The following is a 25,138-nucleotide window of genomic DNA, read 5'->3' on the forward strand; positions in this document are numbered from 1 at the left end:
AAAGACATGTCAGAAAAAATGTATACAGAGAAGGAATATTTAGAAGGAATTAGAGGAGCAACAGGAGAAAGAGCAGTATGGTTCTATCTTCTTATGAAAGAAGCTGAAAAATTAGGAGTTAATCCAGATGATATATGTAAAGAAGCAATATATGGATTTGGCAAAATGAGAGGTCAAAAATATAGCGTAGCAGATACTCCAGGAAAAATGGCAGAAATGTTATATAACAGTAAAGGACAAAAAGTGTTTGAAATGGAATTAGTAGAAAATACAGATGAGAATGGAGTTTTAAAATTCCATCACTGTCCATTAGATGCTGCTTGGAAAGAGTATGGATTAACTAAAGAAGAAAGAAAAGAAATTTGTAGATTAGCTTGCTACGGTGATTATGGAAGAGTTGATTGTGCACAAGGTGTTAGATTAGAGTTTGCTCAAAAATGTGCTCATGATGATGAAGTTTGCGAATTAGTATTCACAAGAAAATAGTTTTTAATGCTAAAAGCCTGTTCTTTAAGAACAGGCTTTAAAAAAACAGAAAGTAGGTTGATTTATGGATATAAGCAGAAGTGTAGATAATAGTTTAAATAGAACAGTAGAATTCCTAAAAGAATTAATAAAAATTGATACACAACAAGGTGAACCTATTTCACAATGTCCTTTTGGTATCGGACCTAAAAAATCTTTAGATAAAACTTTAGATTACTGCACTAGTTTGGGTTTTAGCGTTAAAAATATTGATAATTATATTGGATATGCAGAAATTGGAGAGGGAGAAGAATTAATAGGAATTCCAATGCATTTAGATGTAGTTCCCCCAGGAGATGGTTGGAGTGTAGATCCATTTTCGGGAGCAGTAATTGACAATGTTATTTATGGAAGAGGTGCCATAGATAATAAGGGGGCTGTATCTATGCTTATACATGTATTGAAAAACATAAAGGATATGTACCCTACAATTAATAAAAGAATAAGATTAATTTTTGGTACAAATGAGGAAACAGGTATGAAGTGTATCAAATATTATTTAGATAAAGGTGAAGAAATTCCAAGTATGGGCTTTACTCCAGATGCTATGTATCCAGTGGTTAATGGAGAAAAAGGAAGAGTTCATATAAGGATAGAAAAAGAGATTAAAATTGATAAAAGTAAACCTTACATAATAGTAAGTGGAGGAACTAAAGAAAATGTTGTTCCGTCTTATTGTACTGCAAAGATTATTAATGGAATTATTTCAGAATTAACTACTAAAGGAGTAGCTGTGCATGCAAGTAATCCTGAAAAGGGAGAAAATGCTATATCTAAAATGATAATAAAGATAGTTAAAGATAATATGGATTTTCAGTATAGAGAAGATATAGAATTAGTTTCAAAATACCTTTGCAGTGACTATTATGGAGATGCATTGGGAATTAATCAATATGATGAGGTGTTTAAAAGCACTACTTTAAATTTAGGAATATTAAAAGTGAATGAAGAAAAAATCATATGTGAGCTAGATATAAGGTATGGTAAAAATATAGTTTTAAACAATATAATAGATAGATTCAAAAAGTTTTTTTGTAATGGTTGGAAAATAAAGATTATTGATCATAAAGACTTACATTATGTGGATGAGAGTAGTTTAGTACTTAAAAAGTTATTAGAAGCCTATGAAAAAGTAACAGATGAAAATGGATATACAATTGCTATGGGTGGTGGCACATATGCAAGTTGGTTTAAAGATATGGTGGCGTTTGGACCTAAGTTCTTAGAGTATAAAACTGGTGGTCATGGAGCAGATGAAAGAGTACCAATAGAGCATATACGAAAGAATATGGAGATATATACCTTGGCTTTAATAAAACTATTAGAATTGTAAAAGGAAAATAGAACTTATGTGCAAATATAATTAAGAATACATTAAAGGTAGGTATACCTGGAACTGGGAAAATAGGAATAAAAATAACAGCTGGACTTGGTGGTGTTATTAAAACAATAAGGTTTTTGAGTTTGGAAATATTTATGTGTATTCTTTAAATAAAAGTTTATCTTTTAAGTGATAATTAAATATTTATTGATAAGGCTATGGCTTTAAAAATCATAGGCTTATTTTGATATTTTTTCCATTTTTGCAAAAATTATTATCCCTTTAAGAAAATTTCTTGAATTTTTTGAAATATTTCTTTATTAACTTAAAGTTAAAATTCTTTCTTCAAAGTAAATACTTAAATGAGCTAAAATTTGAGTCCAATTTCTAATTACCTTTGGTTCAAAATCTACATTTCGGTCTCTTGGAATATTTAAAGTTATTTCTCCAAAATCTGATTTAACATTTTTATTTCTATATCCATTTCTAGAGTTTTAGTATTTTTATTCTTATTATCATACCTATCATAACCTAGATGCTCATCAAGCTCCGCTTCTAACATTTGATGAATTGTACTTGCAAATAAATCCTTTAACATGTCTTGAACATCTGTAGTTGTTTTAACATCATATTCTTCAATAAGTTTTTTTAATATTTTGTTTTTGTTAAACATAAAAAGTGTGTACCTTCATTTATATAGTGATATTTAATATTTTAATTATCATTACTTTTTAGAAGAATACACACTTTATTTTAAAGACCAAGTTAATATTAATTAATTTTATATTATAGAAATAAATTTTTCTAATGCTGGATTTGTATTGTTTTTATTCCATACAACTACAACTTCGATTCTATTTTGTACTTCATTTATAGGTACAATTGCAATATCCTGTTTTATCATAGTATCTACAACACAAAATGAAGGTAAAATGGATATACCCATGTTAGAGGCTACTAGTGACTCAATAGTATTAAAATCATTTGAACGTTGTACAACATTAGGTACGAATCCCGCTTCACGATATCTATTCTGTATCATGGATTTTTGCCCATACTCATCTCCTGTTTCCTTTACAAAAATAAACTTCTCATGTTGTAGCTCAATTAAATCAATAGAATCCTCATTGCAAAGTGGATGACCATGGGGTAAAAGAGCTACCAAAGAATATCTTTCTACAGTTTTATATTCAAAATCTTTTAATGGTTGATTCTCTGGATTAATAACAAAGGCAAGATCCATAAAATTATTTTTTACTAAGTTTAAAAGTTCAGTTATCTCGTTAGTACAAATTTCCATAGATATATTAGGGTATGTATTAGAAAATTCTTTTAAATATTGTTGGAATTTGTTTTTTTCATATCCTATTAAGATTCCAATACTCAAAGTTCCAAAAGAACCATGTGCAAATTGTTGTGTCTTTTCAATAGCGTCATTGATATTTTTTATTATAGTACGAGCCTCAGATAAAAAAACTTTTCCAGCTGGTGTTAGCTCAACATGTCGTTTACTTCTTGTAAATAGAGTCACATTTATTTTTTCTTCTAAAGCTTTTATTTGTTGTGTAACAGCAGTTTGGGAAATATAAAACTTTTCTGCTGTTTTGGTAAAACTTAGATTTTCTGCTACAGATATAAAATATTCCAATTGCTTAGTATTCAAATAATCACCCCTATTTAAACTTTATTGTTTGTAGACCTTATTCATATATAATTAAAACTTATTATAGTATAAGAAAATTTACTTTTAAATAATATTGGAAAATATTTGTATAAAAATATATGTTTTAGACATATTTCTATATTAGGTTTTATAAAATTATCAAAGATAGACTAACTACTTCATCCTCAACATAAGTAGGCTGGAAAGGTAGTTAACATGGAGTAGCTCAATAATAAGAATAACTTATATATTCCCATGAAAACGATATTGGATTTAAGTAAGTTTGTCTCATAAAATGAAAGTATAGCAATTAATAATATTTTAAATGAGAAGGGAGAAAAAATGGAAGATAAATTTTATGCAAAAGGAAAAGGAAATAACGGATATGTTAAAAATCTTGAAGTTTGTTCCTTTAATGACTTAGATGGAACTTGTGGAATGTTTCAGATGGCTCTGTACAAAAGAGATGAAAAATACTATTTATATGGATGTTGTTTTGGGGGAAGTAAAAAAAATGGAGTAATGATTAGTGATGTGACAGATCCTTATAATCCACAATTTATAAAACATTTTCAAATGTTAAATCCAAAAGAGTATCCTACAACAACTACTCCAAAAATTCAAATAGCAGATGATTTAATGATAGTAGCTATGAGTTGTGGAAGTGGACCAGGAGCACTTGTAGATCAAGCTAAATTAGCAAGTATTAAGTGTGAAGCAGGAATCAGAATATATAGTTTAAAAGAAGACCCTTTAAATCCTAAGTTTTTAGGTTACTGGGATTGTGGATTAAAGCATGTAATGGGTGTTCATAGATTTATGTACAATGGTGGAAGATATGTACATTTATCAAGTGATTGTGTTGGATTTGAAGGTCTGATTTATAGAGTTATAGATATAATAGATCCAACTAATCCAGTGGAAATAGGTAAGTGGTGGAGACCAGACCAATATGCAGATGGATATCCAGATAGAACTTTTGATGCAGGAGCACCTCATTGTCCAGAATTTATGGATAAAGGATGGCTTCATGGACCACCATTTGTAAGAGATGGAAAAGCATATTGTGGTTATGGAGGAGCTGGTTTAGTTGTATTAGATGTTGAAGATTTAACAAGACCAAGATGCTTAGGTGAATTACCATTTATGCCTGCATTTTCTAGTAAACTCGCAGGAGCAAGAACTCATACAGCACTACCATTACCAGGAAGAGATTTAGTTGTTGTGCAAAATGAGGGAGAACGTTTCCAGTTTTTTAAGCCAGAGAGTATTACAGATGTTCAAGCTATGAATAATATACATATGGTTGATGTTAGTAATCCAACAAGACCAACATTAATTGCTCAATTCCCATATCCTGAAGTACCAAAGGATTTCCCATATCCTAACTTTAATGTTGCAGGGCTAGGAAAACCAGGGCCATTTGGTCCACATAACCTTCATGAGCCAATGGATAATAAACCATGGCTAGAGCAAAGAGGAGATAGAGTATATTGCTGTTATTTCCATGCAGGATTAAGGGTTTATGATGTATCAGATCCATATTACATCAAAGAGTTAGCATATTTTATACCACCAAATCCAAATAAAACGCCAGAAGAATCTTATTTCCCAGGATTCCCTGGACCACGCTTGGCAGTAACAGAAGATCTTATTGTTGACGATAGAGGTTACATCATTATAGATGCCCTAGATGATGGATTCTATATATTAAAAATGAAAGAAGATTAATAAACACTAAAGAGGGAGAGTTAAAAATGAAAATACTAGGTATTTCTTTTGGAACAAAAAATGGAAATAATGACACCATGTGTAAAGTGGCACTTAAAGGTGCTCAAGAAGCAGGAGCTGAAGTAGAATTTATTCAAATGTCATCTCTTAACATTAAACATTGTACTGGATGTTGTGCATGTGTTAAGACTTTATTATCTGGAAAAGGTAGTATGTGTGTATTAAAGGATGATTTTGAATGGTTACTTGACAAAATGAAAGATGCAGATGGGATAGTAGTTTCAGACCCTATATTTGAGGAAGGAGCATCAGGTCTATTCCATACTATAATGGACCGTTTTGGACCAAGAGCAGATAGAGGAAATAATATTATAGGAATAAAAGTTGCAGAAGCTACAGGAGGAAAAACTCCAGACCCAAGAATGCTTAATGATAAAGTAATATCATTCATGGGAATAGGAGGGTCAGACTGGGGTACAAGAGTTCAATGTGAGCATGCTATGTTAGCATTAATACCAATGTGGAAAGTTATAGATAATGCTTGGTTCCCATGGGCAAAGGAATTAGTAATGGATGGCTCAAAACTTGCTCAAGTTCATCAAATAGGTTTAAACATAGTTGAAGCAGCAGAAGATTTTGAAAAAGCTTTATACAAAGGAGAAGAAGGAGTCTGTCCACATTGTAATAATAGATTATTCTACCTTGAGCCAGGTACTAAAAAATCAATATGTGCTCTATGTGGTATAGTTGGAGAATTAGATACTGCAAGTGGAAAAACTGTATTTAGTTTCCCAGAAGAGCAATTAGGTCATGCTCATGATACTTTAGCAGGTAAGTTTATACATGGTGATGATATTAAGAAAATGGAAGGTCATTATGCAGAAGTTCGTAAAACACCAGAATTTAAAGAAAGAAAAGCCGCTTACAATTTTATAGAACCATTAACCAAAGAAAAGCATGCTGAACTTTCATTAGGAGAATAATTAAAATATGAAGATTCATATTTTAATTAGTGTTATAGGAGATTTATTATATGAATGAAAAGCCACACTTTAAACAAATTGGAATTATTAATATAGTAAATAATATCCAAATAGCACTTATCATATCGACTATAGAAGCAATTATTGCTTTAGTACCTGCATATTACAATGTTAGATTAGCTCCAGTGTTTATTGCTATGTTTATACCACTACACTTAATTTGTTTTGTAGTATCTATGATTGCAAATCCAATAACAATAAGGTTAGTGGGAATGAATCAAGCTATAGAAACTACTAATTATAATATAGGAAATGGATAGAAAGAAAAAAGAAATATTAACACTATCCATAGGGATTGCTTTACTACCTCCTTTATGGGCAGTGCTAGCACCTTATATAGGAATAAAAACTGGAGCAGTAGCATTAATTTGTGCAGGATTATATGTAACAAATGGTAATAAACGAAAAGATGGATTAAAAATAATGTTTGGTTTTTGGTGTGGAGATTTATGGGCAGTGTTGGCTATTATAATTATGGAATACATAAATCTCAACCCAAATCTAGAATTATTTTTAACACTTGGTATATTAGGTTTTTTTGCAGTTATAATTGCATCCTTATTTGAAAAAGTAATTTTCTTACCATCATGGCTTTGTGGTTGGGCCATAGGTCTAACTATTATGACAGGTGAAAGTATTATTAACTTACAAAGTCTTTGTATTCAAGTTGCTGTGGCTATGGCAGTAGGAGTATGGTATGTAGGAGCAGGCGTAGATTTATTTACTGTATGTATTTTGGAGAAAGATAAAAAAACGGGAAATTGAAAGCATATGAATATAATTTGATTATAGGAGAATGTTTATGGGATTTGAATTTAAAATAATGAGAAGTTTAATATATGTAGGACTTGCTAAGGAAGAGTATAGACCTAAATTAATGGACTGGTTATATCGCTACCATATTCCAGATAGTATTAGTAATTTTGGGCCATATTGTACTAAATATGCTTTTTATCAAGCATATCCTACACCAGATGAAGGCGAACGTTTTGGTGTACGTAAGATGCAATTAACAGAGCATTATTGGATTGTAGATGAACATATGCCTGAAATGGCAAATAGAATTATGACAGAATACATGCCTATGGATGTTCTCCGTTGGCAAGGGTGTATACCAGATGTGGAGAATAAAAAAGTTCATGAGAATGCAGAAAGTGGAGATGCAGGACGTGCAGTAGGTGGGGATAATGGATGTCCACCATTTATATTTGCTTTTGTTCCAATAAACTGGGAAGAAGATTTTAGAGGAAAAGGACGTACTGTACAAGATGGACCAAACTATCGTTGGCAATTTATGATTAAGTACCCAGATGGAATTTCTAAAGAAGAAGGAGAAGGATGGTTCTATGATGAGGTAGTTCCATACTTTACAAACTGCTGTTATGTTAATCGTTTTGTAAGTAGTAAAATCATGATTAACTATGGAGCAACTGCCTTTGATCGTGTAGTAGAACTATGGTTTGAAGGAGAAGAAGAATGGTATAAAGCTGTGGTTGAGGGGACAAAATCATTTATCAAAAAGCCAGAATGGGCACAAGAAGAAGAGTTCCCATATTTAAAACCACAATTTAATATTGCCTCAGTATTCTTAGGCGATATAGCAACTATGGACGCATATTCACAGTATCGTGGATATATTCCAATGAGATAAAATCAAGAAGTTCCTTTTATGATGACAAATAGTTAAAATAATAAAACTGTTATCATGAAGGGAACATTTTTGTGTCTAGAAAAACTTTTGAAGTAAAAGTTAAATATGTGAGAGAGTATTTTAAAGGTAAAGAATCATTGTTAGATACATGTAGACAATATAATATTTATAACGTATCATATTAACAAGTTTTCACTTGAGTTATGAAATCAAAAGAGTAATTACAAAGATTGCAAACACTATGATGACTTTGATACTTCAACGTTTAGAAGATGTTGTAATTGTTAATAGGAAGAAATTTAATGAACATAAAGAACTTATATAACAGTAGGAGGATACAATGTATACAATTGGACAAGTATCTAAATTTTTAGGAATGTCTAGAGACACACTAAAATTTTATGAGGATAAAGGATTAGTAAATCCTAAGAAAAATGATGAAAATGGATATAGAAAATATAATCAGTTTGATATATATGATATTACAACAATAAATTTTTATAGAGAGATTGATATCGAAATTAAAAAAATTCAAGAAATAAGAAAAAGCAAGAGTATAAGCAATTTAGAACTTTTACTAGAAGAGAAGGAACAAATCATATTAGAAGAAATAAAATATAAAAAGCTTCTCTTAAAAAAGATTCAGTTAGTCAAAGAAGATTGTGATAAAATCAAAACATATTTTGGGAAATACACAATAAAAGAAATGAAGCCTTTAGAAGTGAGAGGTAAAATAAAGCATGTTACTGATTACAATGAATAGGAGACTTTAAAAGAAAATACAAACAACTTAAAAAAAGCAGTTACATTAACTGCTTTAAGAAGAGTAATACGTTTTAATGAAGAAGGTATAATAGAAGATAAATTTATAATCGTAAAAGAAGTAGAAAACATCGATAAAACTATAGAAGGTGAAGTTCTCTCCCATCCCAATTGTATTTACACTATTATTGAAGATGGAAGATGGTCAACTGGAGGAGAAAATATTGATAATAAAGTGGAAGACAGATTAAGAAAAATAGCAACAGAAAATGGATATGAATTACTTGGAATAGTCTATGTTAACATATTGCTTACTACTTATGAAGAAGGGCTTGAACGTATATTCTTAGAGATTTATGCACCTATAAAATAACATAAAAACATTGACCTGGGATTTACTCATAGGTTTAAACTCATGATATAAGCAGTTAAACATTAATTTGAAATGAGGATTACTTATGAGAACAGAGACAGCATTAAAAAGACCTATAGTCAGTTTTATTATTTTAACAAATATAATTTTCTTACCACTTTTTTTATTAGTAGTAGCAACTATAATGTTAAAACTTCCAACAGTGGTATCTGACATTGCTTTGTGTATATCAGCTTGGTCATCAACTTTTGCATTTATGATATTATTTAAAAAAATTTACCCAGATAAAAAATTTGTAGTATATGTAAAAGATAGATTTAGAAATAAATTTAAATTTTCAATAGCATCTATAGTAATTAGTATACAAGTTTTAATAGCTATAGTAGTTATACTTATATTAACATCTAAAAATCATGGAACAATGCCTAACTTCACAGTCTCATCATGGGGAGCGTTTATATATTTATTCTTAAAAAATTTATTTGCAGGACCATTAGGTGAGGAATTAGGTTGGAGAGGATTTGTTCAAAACGAACTTCAGAAAAAACATTCTCCTTTAAAAGCATCAATAATAGTAGGGTTTTGGTGGGGGATGTGGCATTTGCCAATATGGTTTACAACAGGATTTACAGGGATTGATTTAATAAAATATATTATATTTTTTATGACTGCAATTATATCAACTAGTATTATAGTGGCAACTTTTTATAATTTAAATAAAACTTTGCTAGTATCTATTTATAATACATCAACTATTTAATTTTTTAATTGGGATAATTAGCGGAAGTTTAATAGAGCTTATAAAATACTATGCAATATTATATTTGGTAGTTGCAATTGTATTGATAGCTATAAATCCAAGAGAGGCACTATACGAAAGGTTTTCTAAAAACACAACACAAACTCTTTAAAAGTGTAAGGTCTAATCTTATCATAAATGAGTGATAAGATTAGACCTTATTTATTAATTGAATTTAGGTAAAAATCACTTGTAGATACTCTCTTAAATCGGAGCCTAGTTTTAATAGATTTTTCACAATAAAAATTTATAGGCTAATATTTATTTTTATAGTAAAATATAAAGAAATTATTAGAGGAATATTCAAGGAGGAATAGGTATGGTTTTATTAATTGTTGATACACAAAAACTAATAACAAATGAAAAATTATATAAATTTCATGAATTTGTAGTAAATATAGAAAGCTTAATTGATACAGCAAGAAAAAATAATATAGAAGTAATCTATGTACGTCATGATGATGGAGTTGAAAATGAGTTGACTAAAGGTAAAAACGGATTTGAAATATATGAAAAATTTAAACCATGTGATGAAGAAAAAATCTTTGATAAAGAAGTAAATAGTGCTTTTAAGGGAACAGGCTTATTAGAATACTTAAAAAGTACTAGTGAAAAAAATATAATTATTGCTGGACTTCAAACAGATTACTGTATTGATGCTACTATAAAATGTGGATTTGAACATGGATTTAACATAATAGTCCCAGCTTATGCAAATACAACTGTTGATAATTCATTTATGTCAGCAGAACAATCATATAAATACTACAATGAATTTATCTGGAATGAAAGATATGCAGAGTGTATTTCAGTAGACGAAACACTTAGAAGGATGAAATAAATATAGATTATTACATAAGAAAAAACTTAACTTACTTAGTCTAAAATATTAAAATCATAAGGAACATAGACTGTGACATTTATATTTACATAAGTTGATTTCAAATTTAAGTTCCAACAAAGGATGTTAAATTCCAAATTAAAAATCAGACTTAACATATTAGAGTTATATATAAGGCACATCAATTTTATTTTGAATTAATGTGCTTTTTAGTTGTAGTAATTTATTCATAATCAATATAATTTTTATTATTTAAATCAATTTTTCTTGTGTTTCTTTATTTAAGAAACTCTTTTTTTATCTATAGAATCTATACATGTATTATAGTTTGTATTTTAGATAAGTTTAATTTTTGTCTTAATCTAAAACAAAAGTTAGACTTAAATGAAATTGAAAAGGCTAAAATTATCAAATAAAATAAATATTGTGGAGGTGATGAAAATCTAGTGATAATACAAAGACTAATCTTAACAAGAAAGTAGGGATTAATAGAAGTGGATAAAGAAATTGTATCAATTCTTCAGGTTTTATTAAATAGCACATTGATTACAGCTGACGAACTACAAGAAGAATCTAATGCATCAAAGAGGCAAATTACTTATAGAATAAATAAAATCAATGACATACTGAAAGTAAAAAAAGTACCACTTATATATTTAAGAGCTGATAAAGATATTATTGTTAAAAAAGATACAAAAGATGCAATTAGAGAAATCCTCGAAAAAAACTATTCTAAGAATACTTACTATTTTAGCAAAACAGAAAGACTTTTATATATGTATTTAATGCTTTTTATTAATCTGGAGGATATTTCAATTAATCATTTTATAGATTCTATAAAAGTAAGTAGGTCTACTGTAAATCTTGATTTTAAAGATTTGATACCAGAACTTGAAAAAAAGAACATTAAAGTTAAGAACAATCGTATAAACGGATATTACCTAGTCGGGAATGAGATGGAAATTAGAAGAGTACTTATTAAAAACATTATAGAAACTCTATCTAATGAGAAAAGTTCAAGAGTATTTGATATTTTTATTGAAGAGTATAAGTTAGATAGTTTTGAAGAAGCTAAAAAAATTATATTAAAGCTTGTAAAAAAATATGAAATTACTTTTGTTGAAGATAGATTAATAGAGTTTATATATATCTTTATCTTTCTAAAAGCAAGAATGTATTCAAATAGAATAGTTATTCAAGAAAATATAGATATTCCTAATATTGCAGTCATGAGTTCGATGAAGGAATACAAATTTGCTAGGGAGTTATTAGAAGTATATGAGAGTAAAGAGAAGATAAAATCTCATAATATAATGTATATTAGTGCTTGGATTTTAGGTATATCAGTAGGAAATGATGAAGAAGATACAGAAGATAGAGCTGTTATTTCAAAAATTGTAAATAAAATGATGACAAAGTTTGGATATTTAAGTGGAGTTTATTATATAAGTCAAGAAAAAATATTTAAGAGACTATATTCTCATTTTAGACCAGCCTATTACAGACTTTTATTTAAATTACCTATTTATAATCCAATTTGTGAAAAGGTAAAAGAAGAATATAGATTAGTTTATAGAATTGTGAGTAATGCAATGAAAGAGTTTTGTGGGCTATTTGGAGAAGACATTCAAGAAGAGGAATTGGCATATTTAACTATGCATTTTGCAACCCTTTTCTCAGATAAAAAAGAGTTTGATGGACCTAGAAAAAGGAGAGCATTGATAGTTTGTTCAAATGGTGTTGGCAGTTCAGCTATTTTACATGCAGAACTTACAAGCTTGTTCCCTGATTTGCATTTTCTACCAATACTAGAATCCTCTGAACTGGAAAATATTAGTGAATCTGTAGACATTGTGTTTACAACTAATTATAAGGCGGAGGGTTTAAAAACAGATGTGCCAGTGATTAAAGTTAGTCCTGTTATGACCCCAAAAGAAAAATATAAGGTTACACGTGAAGTGTACATTCAATTGGGTGATATTTTTTTAAGGCAACCTAAAATCGATGAGGTTATGGATATAATAAAAAAATATGCGAAAGTAACTTCTGAAAGTATGCTTTCAAGTGAGTTATTAGCCTATTTTACACAGATAGAAAATTTTACGTCTAAGGAAGGAGAAGGACCTATGCTAAGTGACATTACTAATGAAACGCTAATAAAACTAAGGATAAAAGCTAAAGATTGGGAGGAAGCTATTAGACAGTCAGCTTCTGTCTTAGTTGAAAATAATAAAGTAACTGAAGCCTATGTAGATGCTATGGTTAATTCAGCAAAAGCGTCTGGACCATACATAGTAATTACAAAACATGTGGCACTTCCACATGCTAGACCAGAAGCAGGGGCAAAAGAAATTGCAATAGGGATTGCTACTTTAGAAAATCCTGTTGAATTTGGAAATGATAATAATGACCCTGTAAAATATGTATTTTGCTTAAGTGCAATAGATAATAATAGTCATTTACGTGCTATGTCAGAGTTAGTTGAACTATTGGAAGAAGAAGAATTCTTTAGAGTTTTGGATAATGCTAAGGAAGCTAATGAAATTATTGATTTTATAAAAACACATGAATTATAAAAGGGGGATTTAATTATGTATAAAATTTTAATCGCATGTAGAGCAGGAGTTGGCTCAAGTTTGATGTTAAAAATAAAGACTCAACAAATTATTAAGGAAAATAATTTTCCAATTGAAGTAGAGCATGGTTCATTAGACTCCTTAAATGGATTCAATGGAGATGCTGTAGAAACATTAATTGATGTTGCTGAAGAGTTAAAAAATAAAAATTTGAAATTTGATATAATTGGAATTCACAACATTGTTGACCGTAATGAAATTAAAACAGCATTAGAAAAATTTCTTGCATCAAAAGAAAAATAAAATTTAATAGAATAAGGAGGGCTATTTATGGAGTTTATTATTAGTTTATTGAGTACGCCAGCTGTTTTACTTGGTGTAGTTGCATTTATAGGATTGATTCTTCAAAAGAAACCAGCTGTTGAAGTATTTACTGGAGCTTCAAAAACACTTATAGGTTTCTTGATATTTGGTATTGGTGCTTCAGCTATGACTGGAGCATTACAGAACTTCAATAAATTATTTCAACAAGGTTTTGGAATTACAGGTGTTATAGCTTCACCAGAAGCAGCTACTGCACTTGCACAAGGTACATATGGTTTTGCGGTTTCATGTACATTGATTCTTGGATTCATATTAAACTTAGTTTTTGCACGTATTACAAGATTCAAAAATATTTTCTTTACAACAGGTCATAGTTTATTCTTTTCTTGTGTATTAGTTTTGATTATGAAAGCACATGGATTCGATAACACAATTACTATTTTAGTGGGTGGTACTATCTTAGGATTTATGTCTGCTGCATTACCTCAATTCTGTCAACCATTTATGCGTGAACTGACAGGTGGGGATGAACAAGCTATTGGTCACTTCAACATGATTGGTTATGGCTTATCAGGTTATATTGGTCGTTTATTTTCAAAGCATAAAGAAGAAACAACAGAAACGATTAAATTTCCTAAGTGGTTATCAATATTTAGAGATTTCTTAATGGGTCTGTCTATAGTTATGTTAATCTTATTCTATGTAGCAACTTTAAAAGCTGGACACGCATTTACTCAGGAACTTGCTGGCTCAACACATTGGTTAGTATTCCCTCTTATAGAAGCATTTACATTCGTAGCTGGTATGTCAATATTAATGTCTGGTGTTCGTATGTTCTTGGCTGAAATAACTGCAGCATTCGTAATTATTTCAGAAAAATATATTCCAGGTTCACGTCCTGCATTAGATGTACCAACAGTATTTCCATACGCACCAAATGCAGTTATTATTGGATTTATCTCAGCATATGCTGCTGGTCTATTAGCAATTGTTATTATGGCATCATTTCCTAATATATTCCCTGTAGTAATTATTCCAGCTGCTCATATATGTTTCTTCTCAGGTGGTACAGCTGCGGTATTTGGTAATGCATCAGGAGGATGGAGAGGAGCTATTGTTGGCTCATTCGTTGTAGGATTATTTCTTGCATTCTTACCAGTTATACTATATCCAGTTTATGGAACACTTGGTATAGAAGGAGCAACTTTCCCTAATATTGATTATAACGTGGTTGGTTCAATATTACATAATATTTTACAATTTATAAAACCTATCTAAAACATATTAATATTATACAAGGATAATAGGTATTCCTATTATAATTTTAAGGAGGATAAATCTATGGTAGAAAATACATTACCTGTATTTCTAGAGAATCTATCTAATGAAGTTGCAACGTTCATTGCTTCAATAGATGAAGTATCTATAAACAAAGCATGTGATTTAATTTTCGAAGCAGAAAGAAGTTATGGACGTGTGCATGTAACTGGTATTGGTAAACCAGGTCATGTATCAGGGTATATTTCTTCATTACTTTCATCTACTGGAACACCAGCATATGTATTGCATGGTACAGAAGCAGTACATGGGTCAAGTGGTCAAGTACTTGAGGGTGATGTTGTTATTGCAATATCGAATAGTGGTGAAACTCAAGAATTAAAAGCAACTGTTGAAACATTAAAAGCAAATGGAGCAAAAATAATTGGGGTGAGTGGTAATGTTGATTCATACTTAAAAAATTCTTCTGATATATTCCTATTTGCAGGCGTTAAACAGGAAGGAGATTGCCTTAATAAGGCTCCTCGTGCATCAATTCTTGCTGAAACTATAGTATTACAATCATTAAGTGTTGCACTTCAGTACGCTAAAGGTCTTGATGCAAAGCAGTATTTAAAGTGGCATCCAGGAGGAAGTCTTGGAAAGTCTATTAGAGAGGGAATATAATTTTATGAAATATAAAGGTATTATATGTGCAATGATAACTCCATTTGATGAAAATCAAAATATCAATCCACACGCAACATGTGAATTGATTGATTATCTAATTGATAGAGGAATCTATGGATTATTTATTTTAGGAACTAATGGTGAATGTCATGTACTTACAGATGATGAAAAGGTTGAATTTGCAAAGATTGTTATCAATCACACTAACAATCGTGTACCTGTTTTTGTTGGAACAGGAGCTAATTCAACTCGTGAAGTTATAAGTTTATCCAAGAGAATGGAAGAAATAGGTGCAAGTGCATTATCAATTATTACGCCATATTTTGTAACACCAACACAACAGGAATTAATTTTACATTATAAAACTATTGCTAATGCAGTTAACTTACCAATTATGATGTATAACATGCCAAGTAAGACTGGAATTAATATTGAACCTGAGTCAGTACATGAATTATCTAAGGTAAAAAATATTGTTGGAATAAAGGATAGTAGTGGTAAGCTTGATAATATAAAAGCTTATATTGAAATAACTAGGAATGAAGACTTTAGTGTATTTTCAGGTTCAGATTCCCTTATTCTTGATACTTTGAAATCTGGTGGGCAAGGTGCTGTAGCAGCCACAGCAAATTTTTTAACAGAGATTGATATTGCTATTTATGATAACTTTATTAAGGGTGATTTAAGAGCAGCTCAAAAAGCTCAAAATAGTATTGAAGAACTTCGTCGTATCCTAAAATTTGGGACTATTCCATCTGTTATAAAGAAAACTGTTGTCTTGAATGGAATTAATGTTGGGACTGCACGACTTCCTGTAATTGAGCCAATGGGAGTATTGCTTGAAGAAATTAAGCAAGTAGTTGAAAATTATAAAACTTTATTCAATAAAAACTGTGAGAATAGATAACGCAGATAGTGACATCACATTGACATATAACTAATATAGTATTGTAAAATGGGATTGGAATTAATGAAGAATCAAAATGCTTTGATGAATGTAGAGGTGAATGGTATGAAAAAGATGAATATAACTAAAAGAATGGTAGAATGTGGAGCTCTAGCAATTGTAAGAGTGGAAACACTTGAGCGTGCATGTGAGATTGCTGAAGGCTGTATTAAAGGTGGAGTACCAGTTATAGAAATGAGTTATACCTTGAATAATGCTGGAGAAATCATTCAAGGGCTTAGCAAAAAGTATGGTAAAAGACTTTGTGTGGGTGCTGGAACAGTTTTAGATAGTGAAACAGCTCGTCATGCCATTTTACATGGAGCTCAGTTCATTATTGCACCGAATTACAATGAAGGTGTAGCAAAAACTTGTAATAGATATCAAATTCCTTACGCACCAGGGTGTACATCACTAACAGAAGCAGTAGATGCATTGAGTTTAGGAGCTACCTTTATCAAAGCTTTTCCAATATCAGATTTCTATGGACCTAAACTAGTAAAGGTATTTAAAACACCAATACCTGATATGCCAATATTGGCAAGTGGAGGAATTACTCTTGATAACTTGCATATATGGTTGGAAAATGGTGTTGATGTGTGTGGATTTGGTGGGTTATTAACCAAGGGTAGTGTTGAAGATATTGCTGAAAATGCCAGAAAGATTCGTGAAACAATTAAAAATATAAGAAAAGCTTAAAGTTAGAGCTGTTGCTAAACAATTATAAATTGATGTGTAACAGCTTTCTTTTTTACGAAGAGTAGCTTATTTTCAAGAAATAAATTTCATTTAAAATTCCAAAAAAGGAGTTGAATTTAAAATTTGATTAGAAAAAAATCAATTTTAAGGCAACTCCTTTATTATTTTTTTATTTGAAATGTAGATAAATTCAGCAATGCAACTAATAGTTAACATGGTGCAACTATATAAGTCTTGTGAATAAATCAATAAATAAATATAATTTAAATTGAGATGAGGTGATTATGTTGAACTTGGGGGAAAGTTTAAAAAGACTAAGAAAAGAAAGAAATCTATCACAAGAACAACTTGCTGAAATGCTAAATGTATCTAGGCAAGCTATATCAAAATGGGAATCCAATAAAACATATCCAGATATAGAAAATTTAATACTATTAAGAAATCTATTTAATGTAACTTTAGATGATTTGATAGTTAATACAAATAAAACTGAAGCTGAAGATACGATTGTACCAGGTAAATTACCTACTGATAATATCGCAGATTATGATAAAAATGAGGAAGAAAATGACCCATCAGATAATTTAATTATAGGTGGTTTTATAATTGGCATCTCAATTGGATTTGTCACAAGTAATTTTATGTGGGGGATAGTTGGTAGTTTTATAGGTATGGGAATTAGTTATATACTGGACTATATAAAAAAATAGAATAAATTAAATTTTAAAAAAGTTAAACCTACAGATTTACTTTTAGTTGAAGATTGAGGTAGTTTTTCTGATGCTATATTAGATAATAATTATCTAGGTATAACCACTTACTTTTTAATTATTGATAAGAAAGAAAATAAATTTATTAAACAATTTTAGTACATTTACTGTAGTACACTTAAAAATAAAACTTTATAATAATGAATAATTAACATAGACCATATAAGATAATTACTTATGTGGTTATTTTTTAGTGAAGAAATTACTTATAGTACAGCAAATAACTATACTATAAGTAATAGATACAGTTTTTATGTGTATAGTATATAACATAGAATAAAAAACAAAGAATATATTTAATTGATATTAAAAAGAATTTAAGAATAGATAGTATCTCTAAGTTTAAAAAAATGAATATTAATATATAATTAACTCGAAAAACATATAGTTTTATAAGATAATTTAGAAGAATATTTAAAAATACGTATTAAAAATAGCAATGGTCAATCAGACTTGTAGAGTTAATACAAAACACTGTAGATAGTATATTTAAATTGATATGATTTTCTATTATTTTTTCCATAATTTCAATGGTTTTATCTTATTTTTCTATTTAGAAAAGGACTGATTTAAAGTTCAAGTTATGATATAATTTCATTAAAAGAAGGCAAATTTTAGATAAATATCAGAAAATTATGGTTAAGAAACAATAAGTTCCACCCTATATATAAAATTAATCAAGTTTTGTTTGCAATAAATCAAACCTATTGCCTAAATTAGAAGAAATCAATTTGTATAATTTTTGAAGTTGTAGCATTAGGGAAATCAACAATAGCCATACCTTTAGCATTCAAGCTGGACGATGTGTGAAAATTTAAAAGTTAAATAAAACAATATTGTAAATAAAATAATTTGACACACTGAGTATTCACTTTTATCATTATGCTAATTAGCACAATAGATTAGAAGTGGGGATAAAGAGAGGAGGATAATTAAAAATGAAGCAAGAAGATACTGGGACACATCGAATGTGTAAAGAAGAGAAAGTAACAAATAATGAAGTTATTTCAGAGGACATGCTAAAAGCTATGGATATTGGAGTTAGTAAGCATGTTTTAGATGATTCATTTACAATTATCTGGGGAAATACAGCTTTTTATCAGTTGTTGGGATATACAGAGAAAGAATTTTTGTCTCATTTTTCTAGTCTTAGACATTATTATGAAGATAATCTTTATCATTTTGAAGCTATGAAAAGTCGTTTTTTAGATGCTTATCAGAATGGTAAGAAAAGTGTAGAATATCAAACTTGCATTCCAGTAAATCATGGAGAATATGTTTGGGTAATAATGACTGGTATATTAGTTGAGCCACAGGAGGATGGAAAAGCAATAGTCTATATCATATATTCAAATATTGATGAGTTAAAAATTAGACAGAATGAACTATATGAGATGGAAAAAGAAAGTACAGAGAGTTTTAAGTGGATGATGTCAGAGTATGCTGGAAATGTATATATAAGTGATATGGATACATATGAGTTGTTGTACGTAAATAAACAGTCATGTAATACTCTACAGGCATCAGCAAATGAGGTGATTGGGAAAAAATGCTATGAGGTAATTCAAGGTAGAACTTCCCCATGTCCATTCTGTACCAATTCATGTTTAAAAAAAGATGAGACATATGAATGGGAGTTTTACAATTCCAAGTTGAAGCGAACATTTATGATTAAAAATCGTATGATAAATTGGGAAGGACACAGAGCACGCATAGAGTTGTCTTATGATATGTACAGTTCTGAGTATAAACTTGCAAAAAAAGATCAGGAAAGAGAATCAATCCTGAAAACTATTCCAGCAGGAATGATTCGAATGGATGCAAGGGATTATCTTACAATACTCTGGTATAATGATATATTTCTGAATATGATTGAATATACAAAGGAGCAGTTTAAAGAGGAACTTAATAGCCAATGTTTATATTTATATCCTGAGGATTATAAGCGTGCGAAGATGATGGCGCAAGATTTAAAAGAGTCTGGAGATAATGTTGTATTTGAGCAAGAGCATATACGCGCTCAAAAGAAGAACGTATATGGACTATCACTCTATGTTATATTAGTGGAGAAGACAGTTGGGATGGAATACCATCTTTTTATAGTGTAGGACTTGATATTACAAAAGAAAGAAAACAGATTGAGAAATTGCAATACATAGCAGAGAAAGATGCATTGACAGGAATTTATAATCGTGCTGAAACAGAAAAGCAGATTAAGGAATATGTTGAACAAAATTTAGATGCTATGGGTGCGCTATTTATGATTGATACAGATAATTTCAAACATATTAATGATACAGAAGGTCACATGATTGGAGACATAGTGCTCACAGAGATGGCATCAGGCATGAAAAAAATAATGCGCGATAGTGATGTTGTTGGCAGAATAGGTGGAGATGAGTTTGCAATTTTTATGAAGAACATTTCTTCAACTAAAGATGCAGAAAAGAAAGCAGAAGAATTGCTGTATATGTTCCGTCATCTATTTCAGAAAGAAAAAAGCTCTGTAAAAGTAACCTGTAGTATTGGAATCTCTATATATCCGAAAGATGGTAATACATTCAAGGAAATGTATACAAGAGCTGATAAGGCTTTATATCAGGCAAAAAGTTTGGGTAAAAACAATTATGTCATCTATAATCATGATGCCTTTAAAGGCTTGGAAGAATTGAATTACTCTTCTCTTGGGACAGCTATTGATTCAGAAAAAAAATACGTCGAATCTTCTGATAATCTTACACGTTATATATTCCGTGTCCTTTATCAGACCGATAATATAGACCAGACGATTAATATGATACTTGAAATTATTGGTAAGCAGTTTAATGTGAGTCGTGCTTATATCTTTGAAAATTCAGAAGATGGTCGATACACTTCTAATACTTATGAATGGTGTAATGAGGGAATCATTCCTCAAATAGAATACTTGCAAAATGCTGATTATGAGGACTATGGAGATTATGAAAAACTCTTTGAAGATGATTCTGTTTTCTATTGTCGTGATGTACATACATTAAGTCCTGAATTAGAGGAATTGTTTTCTAGTCAAGACATACATTCCACACTTCAATGTGCATATAGAGAAGATGAGGTATTCAGAGGATTTGTTGGATTTGATGAATGTACTGGTCTACGTCTATGGACACAAGAAGAAGTCAGTACATTAGCTTTGATTTCTCAAGTTCTATCAATATTTTTGCAACGTAAGAAAAAGAAGAAATTAAATCAACAGATGCAGCAATACCAGGCTATTATAGATAGTATTGATCAATGTATTTATGTTGTTGATAAGGAAGATAATTTGTTATTGTATGGAAATAAAAGATTTAAGAGTACATATCCTAAATTACATATTGGGCAGTATTGTAATTATGACTCTATAGATATTAATAAGACTCTTATAACATGGAATCAAAAGGAAGCATATTTATGTGTCAGTATGATTTAGTAGTAAAAGAAGTACTATGTTGGGCATAAATTAAATTTTACTTTAGACAAAATATTTTCGTTGACTATAGGAAATATTAGAGTTCTTATTTAAGGAATTAGGTAAATTTTGTAATGATATTGAAATATCAATTTATAAAAAATAGTATTAGTTTTAAAAGCAGTTGATTATAACAGATTGACTGTTTTTTCTTTTATAAATATTTAAAACTATAAGTACAAGGCTATATTTGTCAATATAAGTATAATGTGGTATCATATAGGCTCAAAAGAAATTTTATATATTTAAAAATAAAATTAAAAATAATAAATGGAGGACATATGAATATGGAAAATTTGCCAAATTGCCCGAAATGTAATTCAGAATATACTTATGAAGATGGAACTCTTCTAGTTTGCCCAGAATGCTCTCATGAGTGGACTTTAGAACTAGATACAGAAGAAGATACAAACATTATTAAAGATGTAAATGGAAATGTGTTAAATGATGGAGATGCTGTGACAGTAATCAGAGACCTTAAAGTAAAAGGAAGTTCATCATCTATAAAAATAGGAACAAAAGTAAAAAGTATACGTTTAATTCATGACCCATCTGATGGGCATGATATAGAATGTAAAATAGATGGTTTTGGAGCTATGAAACTAAAGTCTTCTGTTGTCAAAAAAGCATAGTATAAAAAATTTGTGGTATTTATGAAATAATCTATATAGCTATTATGCAAATATAAATTTAAGACTTTAATGTAGTAATAGAAAATTCATTAGGAGGGTAACGTATGTGTTATTTTTTAAAAGGTGAAGAACAAGATTATTATGTAAATAAAGTAATGGAAGAAATGAAAAAAGTAGTACCTATAGTATACAGATGCTGTGAAGATAGTGAAGATGGAGAAGCAGTAGTTGGGTGTGACGAAAATGGGGAAGCAAAGTTATGGATAACATTTGGCCCAAATGAAAGATTAGAAATGGATAAACACATAGAAAAAGGTACATTACTAGAATATATTATTGGTTAAGAAAGAAATCATATGATTTCTTTCTTTTTTTGTGACAACTTTAGATTATATATTTGAAAAGAAAATTAATGATGTAATACAAACATCAATTCACATTGGAGAATAAAAAGCGAAAAATTTTTAGTTTATTCTGCAATGTGTAATATTAGACTATTGTGGATGCAAAAACTATTGGCATGAAAAAGGCATTGTCACAGATATTAATATTGATAGATTACTGTATACTATTGGAATAAAGGACACTTTAACTTATAATTAAGAAGAAGTAATTTTGTATAAATAGTTTAAAAATGATTTGTTAATAAATATTAATTTATATTATAAAATGTAAAAATAAAAGGAGAGTAAATATGAAAGCTATACATAGAGATACATATAATAATCAATTATTTAAAGATTTAAAAATTGATTGTGAAAAGTGCTTTGGACTTTGTTGTGTGGCACTTTATTTTTCTGCTTCAGAAGGTTTTCCTGCTGATAAGGAATCAGGTAAGCCATGCACTAACTTACAATCAGATTTTAAATGTTCTGTACATAAAAATCTTAGAAATCAAGGATTTAGAGGCTGTACTACGTATGATTGCTTTGGTTCGGGTCAAAAGGTAGCACAGGTAACATACAAGGGAAAAAACTGGATACAAGAGCCAGAATTAGCAAACCAGATGTTTGAAGTATTTTTAATTATGAGGCAGTTACATGAAATGTTATGGTATCTTAAAGAAGCATCTACATTAGATATACCTAATTCAATCAAAGAAAAACTCAATCTAATAATTGAAGAAACTGATGAGCTAACTAATATGAGTCCAGAACAACTAATAGATTTAGATATAATATCACATCGAACAAAAGTTAATTCATTATTGTCACAAGCTAGTGACTTTGTACTAGAAAAAGCTAAATCCTTTGTAAAGACTTCTAATTTTAAAAATAAGAAAAAATTAAGTAAAAGTATAGATTTAATAGGAGTAGACCTTAGAAAAACAAATTTAATAGGAGCAGATTTAAAAGGTAAATTTCTTATAGCGGCTAATTTAAGGGAAACAGATTTAAGTGGTGCTAATTTGATAGGGGCAGATTTAAGAGACTGCGATATTAGAGGGGCAAATCTTAAAAATAGTATATTCCTTACACAATTACAGATTAATACTGCAAAGGGAGATTCTAATACGAAGTTACCAGATACACTAGTACATCCTAAATACTGGGATAAATAATTAAATTATTACATAACTTTACAAAATATGAACCTTTTTGACTCCAGTTCATAGTATATATTAGAGATTCTTTAGAGGAATTTCTTAATATATAATATAATAGGAGAGATATAAAAATGAGTTGTCAAAATTGTAAATGTGAAAAAAATTATATGTATGAGGATTATAAATATAATAAGTGTAATAAGTGCTATAATGACTATGAAGAAATGACACATGTCCATGAATACTCAGAAAGTGTTAAATTAGCAGAAGAATGTGAAGATAGACATAATCATCGTGCTGCAGGAGTTACAGGTGAAGTTATACCAATAAATGGCGGAACAAATCATGTTCATAAAATAAATGATAATGTAGATTTTCTTGACCATTTCCACAAGATATGTGTTACAACAGGTCCAGCAATTAATATACCAGGAACTAATAAGCATGTTCACTTAGTATGTGGAAATACTACTGTTAGTGATGGTCATTGCCATAAATTCCTTTTTACTACTCAAATAGAAGCACCTTTAGTATAAACTAAGGTAAATTATTGTAGCAAATTTATTGAATGTAAGTAAAGTATAAAAGTGTATTATATACAATGTTTAAACTTAATGAGGACTATGATATTAGCTTTCATAGTCCTTTATAACTTCTATCTTTGATAAAAAAGAATATTCATTTATAAGTATCAGAGGCATTTTAACTAGTATTCAACAGTGAATTTATTTGCCCAAAATACATGATTATAAATTATAATAAACTATTTACAAAATAAAATTTTATTGTGATTATACTTAACATAAGGTTGTACTATGTAATTAAAATATACTATGGAGAGGAGATTATTATGAGCTCTGAAATAGTTTTTGAAGTTAAACAAAGGAGTGCAAAAGAGCTTCAAGAGATGTTACAAATTTGGGAATCATCAGTAAGAGCAACACATGATTTTTTGACAAAAAAAGATATTGAATCTTTGAAGCCAGTAGTTAAAATTGGTTTGACACAAGTAGAAACTATGGTTTGTTTAAAAGTTGATAACATGATTAAAGCTTTTATGGGAATAGATAAAGATAAAATTGAAATGTTATTTATAAAAGATGAATATAGGGGTAATGGTATTGGAAAAAAACTAATATTATATGCTATAGATAAATACAATATAAAATATGTTGATGTAAATGAACAAAATAAAAAAGCAGTGGGATTTTATATTCACTTAGGATTTAAAGAGTTTGATAGGTCTGAAATAGATGGGCAAGGGAATCCATTTCCAATATTACATATGAGGCTAAGTTAATATAGATATAGTTAAATGAAAAAATATGCATATGAAAATATAAATATGCATATAGATAATTCTACAACTTAAATAAAATTGTAATTTTCCTAATCTATTTGGGTAAATATGATACTATATTTGCTATAGAACTTACAAATGATAATACACTAAAATATGACTGTAAAGAAGGAAGAAAGTTATATTTAGTTATTGTTTGATA

At 29.4% G+C, this 25,138-nt stretch carries 29 protein-coding genes; 26 read left to right on the forward strand and 3 right to left on the reverse strand.

The genetic code is table 11. From position 1 onward, the window contains the following. The first annotated feature begins 6 nt into the window (after positions 1-6). The gene (locus IC173_RS14035) at positions 7-486 is read left to right on the forward strand and encodes an L-2-amino-thiazoline-4-carboxylic acid hydrolase (RefSeq protein WP_227436497.1); all 480 of its coding nucleotides are present in this window, start codon (positions 7-9) and stop codon (positions 484-486) included. A 64-nt stretch (positions 487-550) separates the two neighbouring features. Continuing rightward, on the forward strand, positions 551-1,858 hold the full coding sequence (locus tag IC173_RS14040) for a M20 family metallopeptidase (RefSeq protein WP_227436496.1): 1,308 nt from the start codon (positions 551-553) through the stop codon (positions 1,856-1,858). A 308-nt stretch (positions 1,859-2,166) separates the two neighbouring features. Here IC173_RS14040 and IC173_RS20855 read toward each other — a convergent pair whose 3' ends face one another. The 3 genes from IC173_RS20855 to IC173_RS14050 form a co-directional block, all read right to left on the reverse strand. Then, positions 2,167-2,289, reverse strand: a complete 123-nt coding sequence (locus tag IC173_RS20855; RefSeq protein WP_413926651.1) for a hypothetical protein — start codon at positions 2,287-2,289, stop codon at positions 2,167-2,169. Continuing rightward, complete coding sequence (locus IC173_RS14045) at positions 2,286-2,519, reverse strand: transposase (RefSeq protein ID WP_255606218.1); 234 nt, start codon at positions 2,517-2,519, stop codon at positions 2,286-2,288. The genes IC173_RS20855 and IC173_RS14045 overlap by 4 nt, the downstream gene beginning before the upstream one ends. Positions 2,520-2,627: 108 nt before the next feature. Beyond that, positions 2,628-3,509 carry a LysR family transcriptional regulator gene (locus IC173_RS14050; protein WP_227436494.1) on the reverse strand — a complete coding sequence of 294 codons (882 nt, stop codon included), beginning with the start codon at positions 3,507-3,509 and terminating at the stop codon, positions 2,628-2,630. 342 nt (positions 3,510-3,851) lie between these two features. Here IC173_RS14050 and IC173_RS14055 point away from each other — a divergent pair, with 342 nt between their 5' ends. From IC173_RS14055 to IC173_RS14170, 24 genes are all read left to right on the forward strand, one after another. Further along, positions 3,852-5,240 carry an LVIVD repeat-containing protein gene (locus tag IC173_RS14055; RefSeq protein WP_227483309.1) on the forward strand — a complete coding sequence of 463 codons (1,389 nt, stop codon included), beginning with the start codon at positions 3,852-3,854 and terminating at the stop codon, positions 5,238-5,240. Between the two features lie 26 nt (positions 5,241-5,266). Then, positions 5,267-6,223, forward strand: coding sequence for a flavodoxin family protein (locus tag IC173_RS14060; protein ID WP_227436490.1), 957 nt, complete (start codon positions 5,267-5,269; stop codon positions 6,221-6,223). 50 nt (positions 6,224-6,273) lie between these two features. Further along, complete coding sequence (locus IC173_RS14065) at positions 6,274-6,543, forward strand: hypothetical protein (protein WP_227436488.1); 270 nt, start codon at positions 6,274-6,276, stop codon at positions 6,541-6,543. Next, positions 6,536-7,048, forward strand: coding sequence for a DUF1097 domain-containing protein (locus IC173_RS14070; protein WP_227436486.1), 513 nt, complete (start codon positions 6,536-6,538; stop codon positions 7,046-7,048). Before IC173_RS14065 ends, IC173_RS14070 begins: the two co-directional genes overlap by 8 nt. 31 nt (positions 7,049-7,079) lie before the next feature. After that, positions 7,080-7,934, forward strand: a complete 855-nt coding sequence (locus IC173_RS14075) for an acetyl-CoA hydrolase (RefSeq protein WP_227483308.1) — start codon at positions 7,080-7,082, stop codon at positions 7,932-7,934. A gap of 196 nt (positions 7,935-8,130) precedes the next feature. Further along, the gene (locus tag IC173_RS14080) at positions 8,131-8,259 is read left to right on the forward strand and encodes a winged helix-turn-helix transcriptional regulator (protein ID WP_227855730.1); all 129 of its coding nucleotides are present in this window, start codon (positions 8,131-8,133) and stop codon (positions 8,257-8,259) included. A 15-nt stretch (positions 8,260-8,274) separates the two neighbouring features. Beyond that, on the forward strand, positions 8,275-8,697 hold the full coding sequence (locus tag IC173_RS14085; protein ID WP_227855731.1) for a MerR family transcriptional regulator: 423 nt from the start codon (positions 8,275-8,277) through the stop codon (positions 8,695-8,697). Positions 8,698-8,931: 234 nt separating this feature from the next. Then, positions 8,932-9,069: a hypothetical protein gene (locus IC173_RS14090; RefSeq protein WP_227855732.1), complete on the forward strand. Its 138-nt coding sequence runs from the start codon at positions 8,932-8,934 to the stop codon at positions 9,067-9,069. 85 nt (positions 9,070-9,154) lie between these two features. Continuing rightward, positions 9,155-9,829: a type II CAAX endopeptidase family protein gene (locus IC173_RS14095; RefSeq protein ID WP_227855733.1), complete on the forward strand. Its 675-nt coding sequence runs from the start codon at positions 9,155-9,157 to the stop codon at positions 9,827-9,829. 358 nt (positions 9,830-10,187) lie between these two features. Then, the gene (locus IC173_RS14100) at positions 10,188-10,709 is read left to right on the forward strand and encodes a cysteine hydrolase family protein (protein ID WP_227436482.1); all 522 of its coding nucleotides are present in this window, start codon (positions 10,188-10,190) and stop codon (positions 10,707-10,709) included. Between the two features lie 494 nt (positions 10,710-11,203). Beyond that, on the forward strand, positions 11,204-13,285 hold the full coding sequence (locus IC173_RS14105) for a BglG family transcription antiterminator (RefSeq protein ID WP_227855734.1): 2,082 nt from the start codon (positions 11,204-11,206) through the stop codon (positions 13,283-13,285). A 15-nt stretch (positions 13,286-13,300) separates the two neighbouring features. Next, complete coding sequence (locus tag IC173_RS14110) at positions 13,301-13,588, forward strand: PTS sugar transporter subunit IIB (RefSeq protein ID WP_227436477.1); 288 nt, start codon at positions 13,301-13,303, stop codon at positions 13,586-13,588. Positions 13,589-13,615: 27 nt separating this feature from the next. After that, entirely contained in the window at positions 13,616-14,887 is a 1,272-nt protein-coding gene (locus IC173_RS14115; RefSeq protein ID WP_227825068.1) for a PTS ascorbate transporter subunit IIC, read from the forward strand. Between the two features lie 63 nt (positions 14,888-14,950). Further along, positions 14,951-15,553: a KpsF/GutQ family sugar-phosphate isomerase gene (locus IC173_RS14120; protein ID WP_227436474.1), complete on the forward strand. Its 603-nt coding sequence runs from the start codon at positions 14,951-14,953 to the stop codon at positions 15,551-15,553. Between the two features lie 4 nt (positions 15,554-15,557). Next, complete coding sequence (gene dapA, locus IC173_RS14125; RefSeq protein WP_227855759.1) at positions 15,558-16,463, forward strand: 4-hydroxy-tetrahydrodipicolinate synthase; 906 nt, start codon at positions 15,558-15,560, stop codon at positions 16,461-16,463. A 105-nt stretch (positions 16,464-16,568) separates the two neighbouring features. Beyond that, positions 16,569-17,201, forward strand: a complete 633-nt coding sequence (locus tag IC173_RS14130) for a ketohydroxyglutarate aldolase (protein WP_227436597.1) — start codon at positions 16,569-16,571, stop codon at positions 17,199-17,201. Between the two features lie 284 nt (positions 17,202-17,485). Then, positions 17,486-17,911 carry a helix-turn-helix domain-containing protein gene (locus tag IC173_RS14135; protein WP_227436472.1) on the forward strand — a complete coding sequence of 142 codons (426 nt, stop codon included), beginning with the start codon at positions 17,486-17,488 and terminating at the stop codon, positions 17,909-17,911. 998 nt (positions 17,912-18,909) lie between these two features. After that, complete coding sequence (locus IC173_RS14140; RefSeq protein WP_227855735.1) at positions 18,910-20,079, forward strand: PAS domain-containing protein; 1,170 nt, start codon at positions 18,910-18,912, stop codon at positions 20,077-20,079. Positions 20,080-20,144: 65 nt separating this feature from the next. Further along, positions 20,145-21,419 (forward strand): diguanylate cyclase domain-containing protein, encoded by a 1,275-nt coding sequence (locus IC173_RS14145; protein ID WP_255613405.1) that lies wholly within the window; start codon positions 20,145-20,147, stop codon positions 21,417-21,419. 326 nt (positions 21,420-21,745) lie between these two features. Then, positions 21,746-22,090, forward strand: a complete 345-nt coding sequence (locus IC173_RS14150) for a zinc ribbon domain-containing protein YjdM (protein ID WP_227436468.1) — start codon at positions 21,746-21,748, stop codon at positions 22,088-22,090. Between the two features lie 104 nt (positions 22,091-22,194). Next, complete coding sequence (locus IC173_RS14155; RefSeq protein ID WP_227436466.1) at positions 22,195-22,434, forward strand: hypothetical protein; 240 nt, start codon at positions 22,195-22,197, stop codon at positions 22,432-22,434. A gap of 350 nt (positions 22,435-22,784) precedes the next feature. Next, on the forward strand, positions 22,785-23,651 hold the full coding sequence (locus IC173_RS14160) for a pentapeptide repeat-containing protein (RefSeq protein ID WP_227855737.1): 867 nt from the start codon (positions 22,785-22,787) through the stop codon (positions 23,649-23,651). Between the two features lie 116 nt (positions 23,652-23,767). Continuing rightward, complete coding sequence (locus IC173_RS14165) at positions 23,768-24,172, forward strand: YmaF family protein (RefSeq protein WP_227436462.1); 405 nt, start codon at positions 23,768-23,770, stop codon at positions 24,170-24,172. A 314-nt stretch (positions 24,173-24,486) separates the two neighbouring features. Next, positions 24,487-24,936 carry a GNAT family N-acetyltransferase gene (locus tag IC173_RS14170; RefSeq protein WP_227483301.1) on the forward strand — a complete coding sequence of 150 codons (450 nt, stop codon included), beginning with the start codon at positions 24,487-24,489 and terminating at the stop codon, positions 24,934-24,936. Positions 24,937-25,138 lie beyond the last annotated feature (202 nt).

The sequence above is a fragment of the Clostridioides sp. ES-S-0048-02 genome, from assembly GCF_020658495.1.
Lineage (GTDB): Bacteria > Bacillota > Clostridia > Peptostreptococcales > Peptostreptococcaceae > Clostridioides.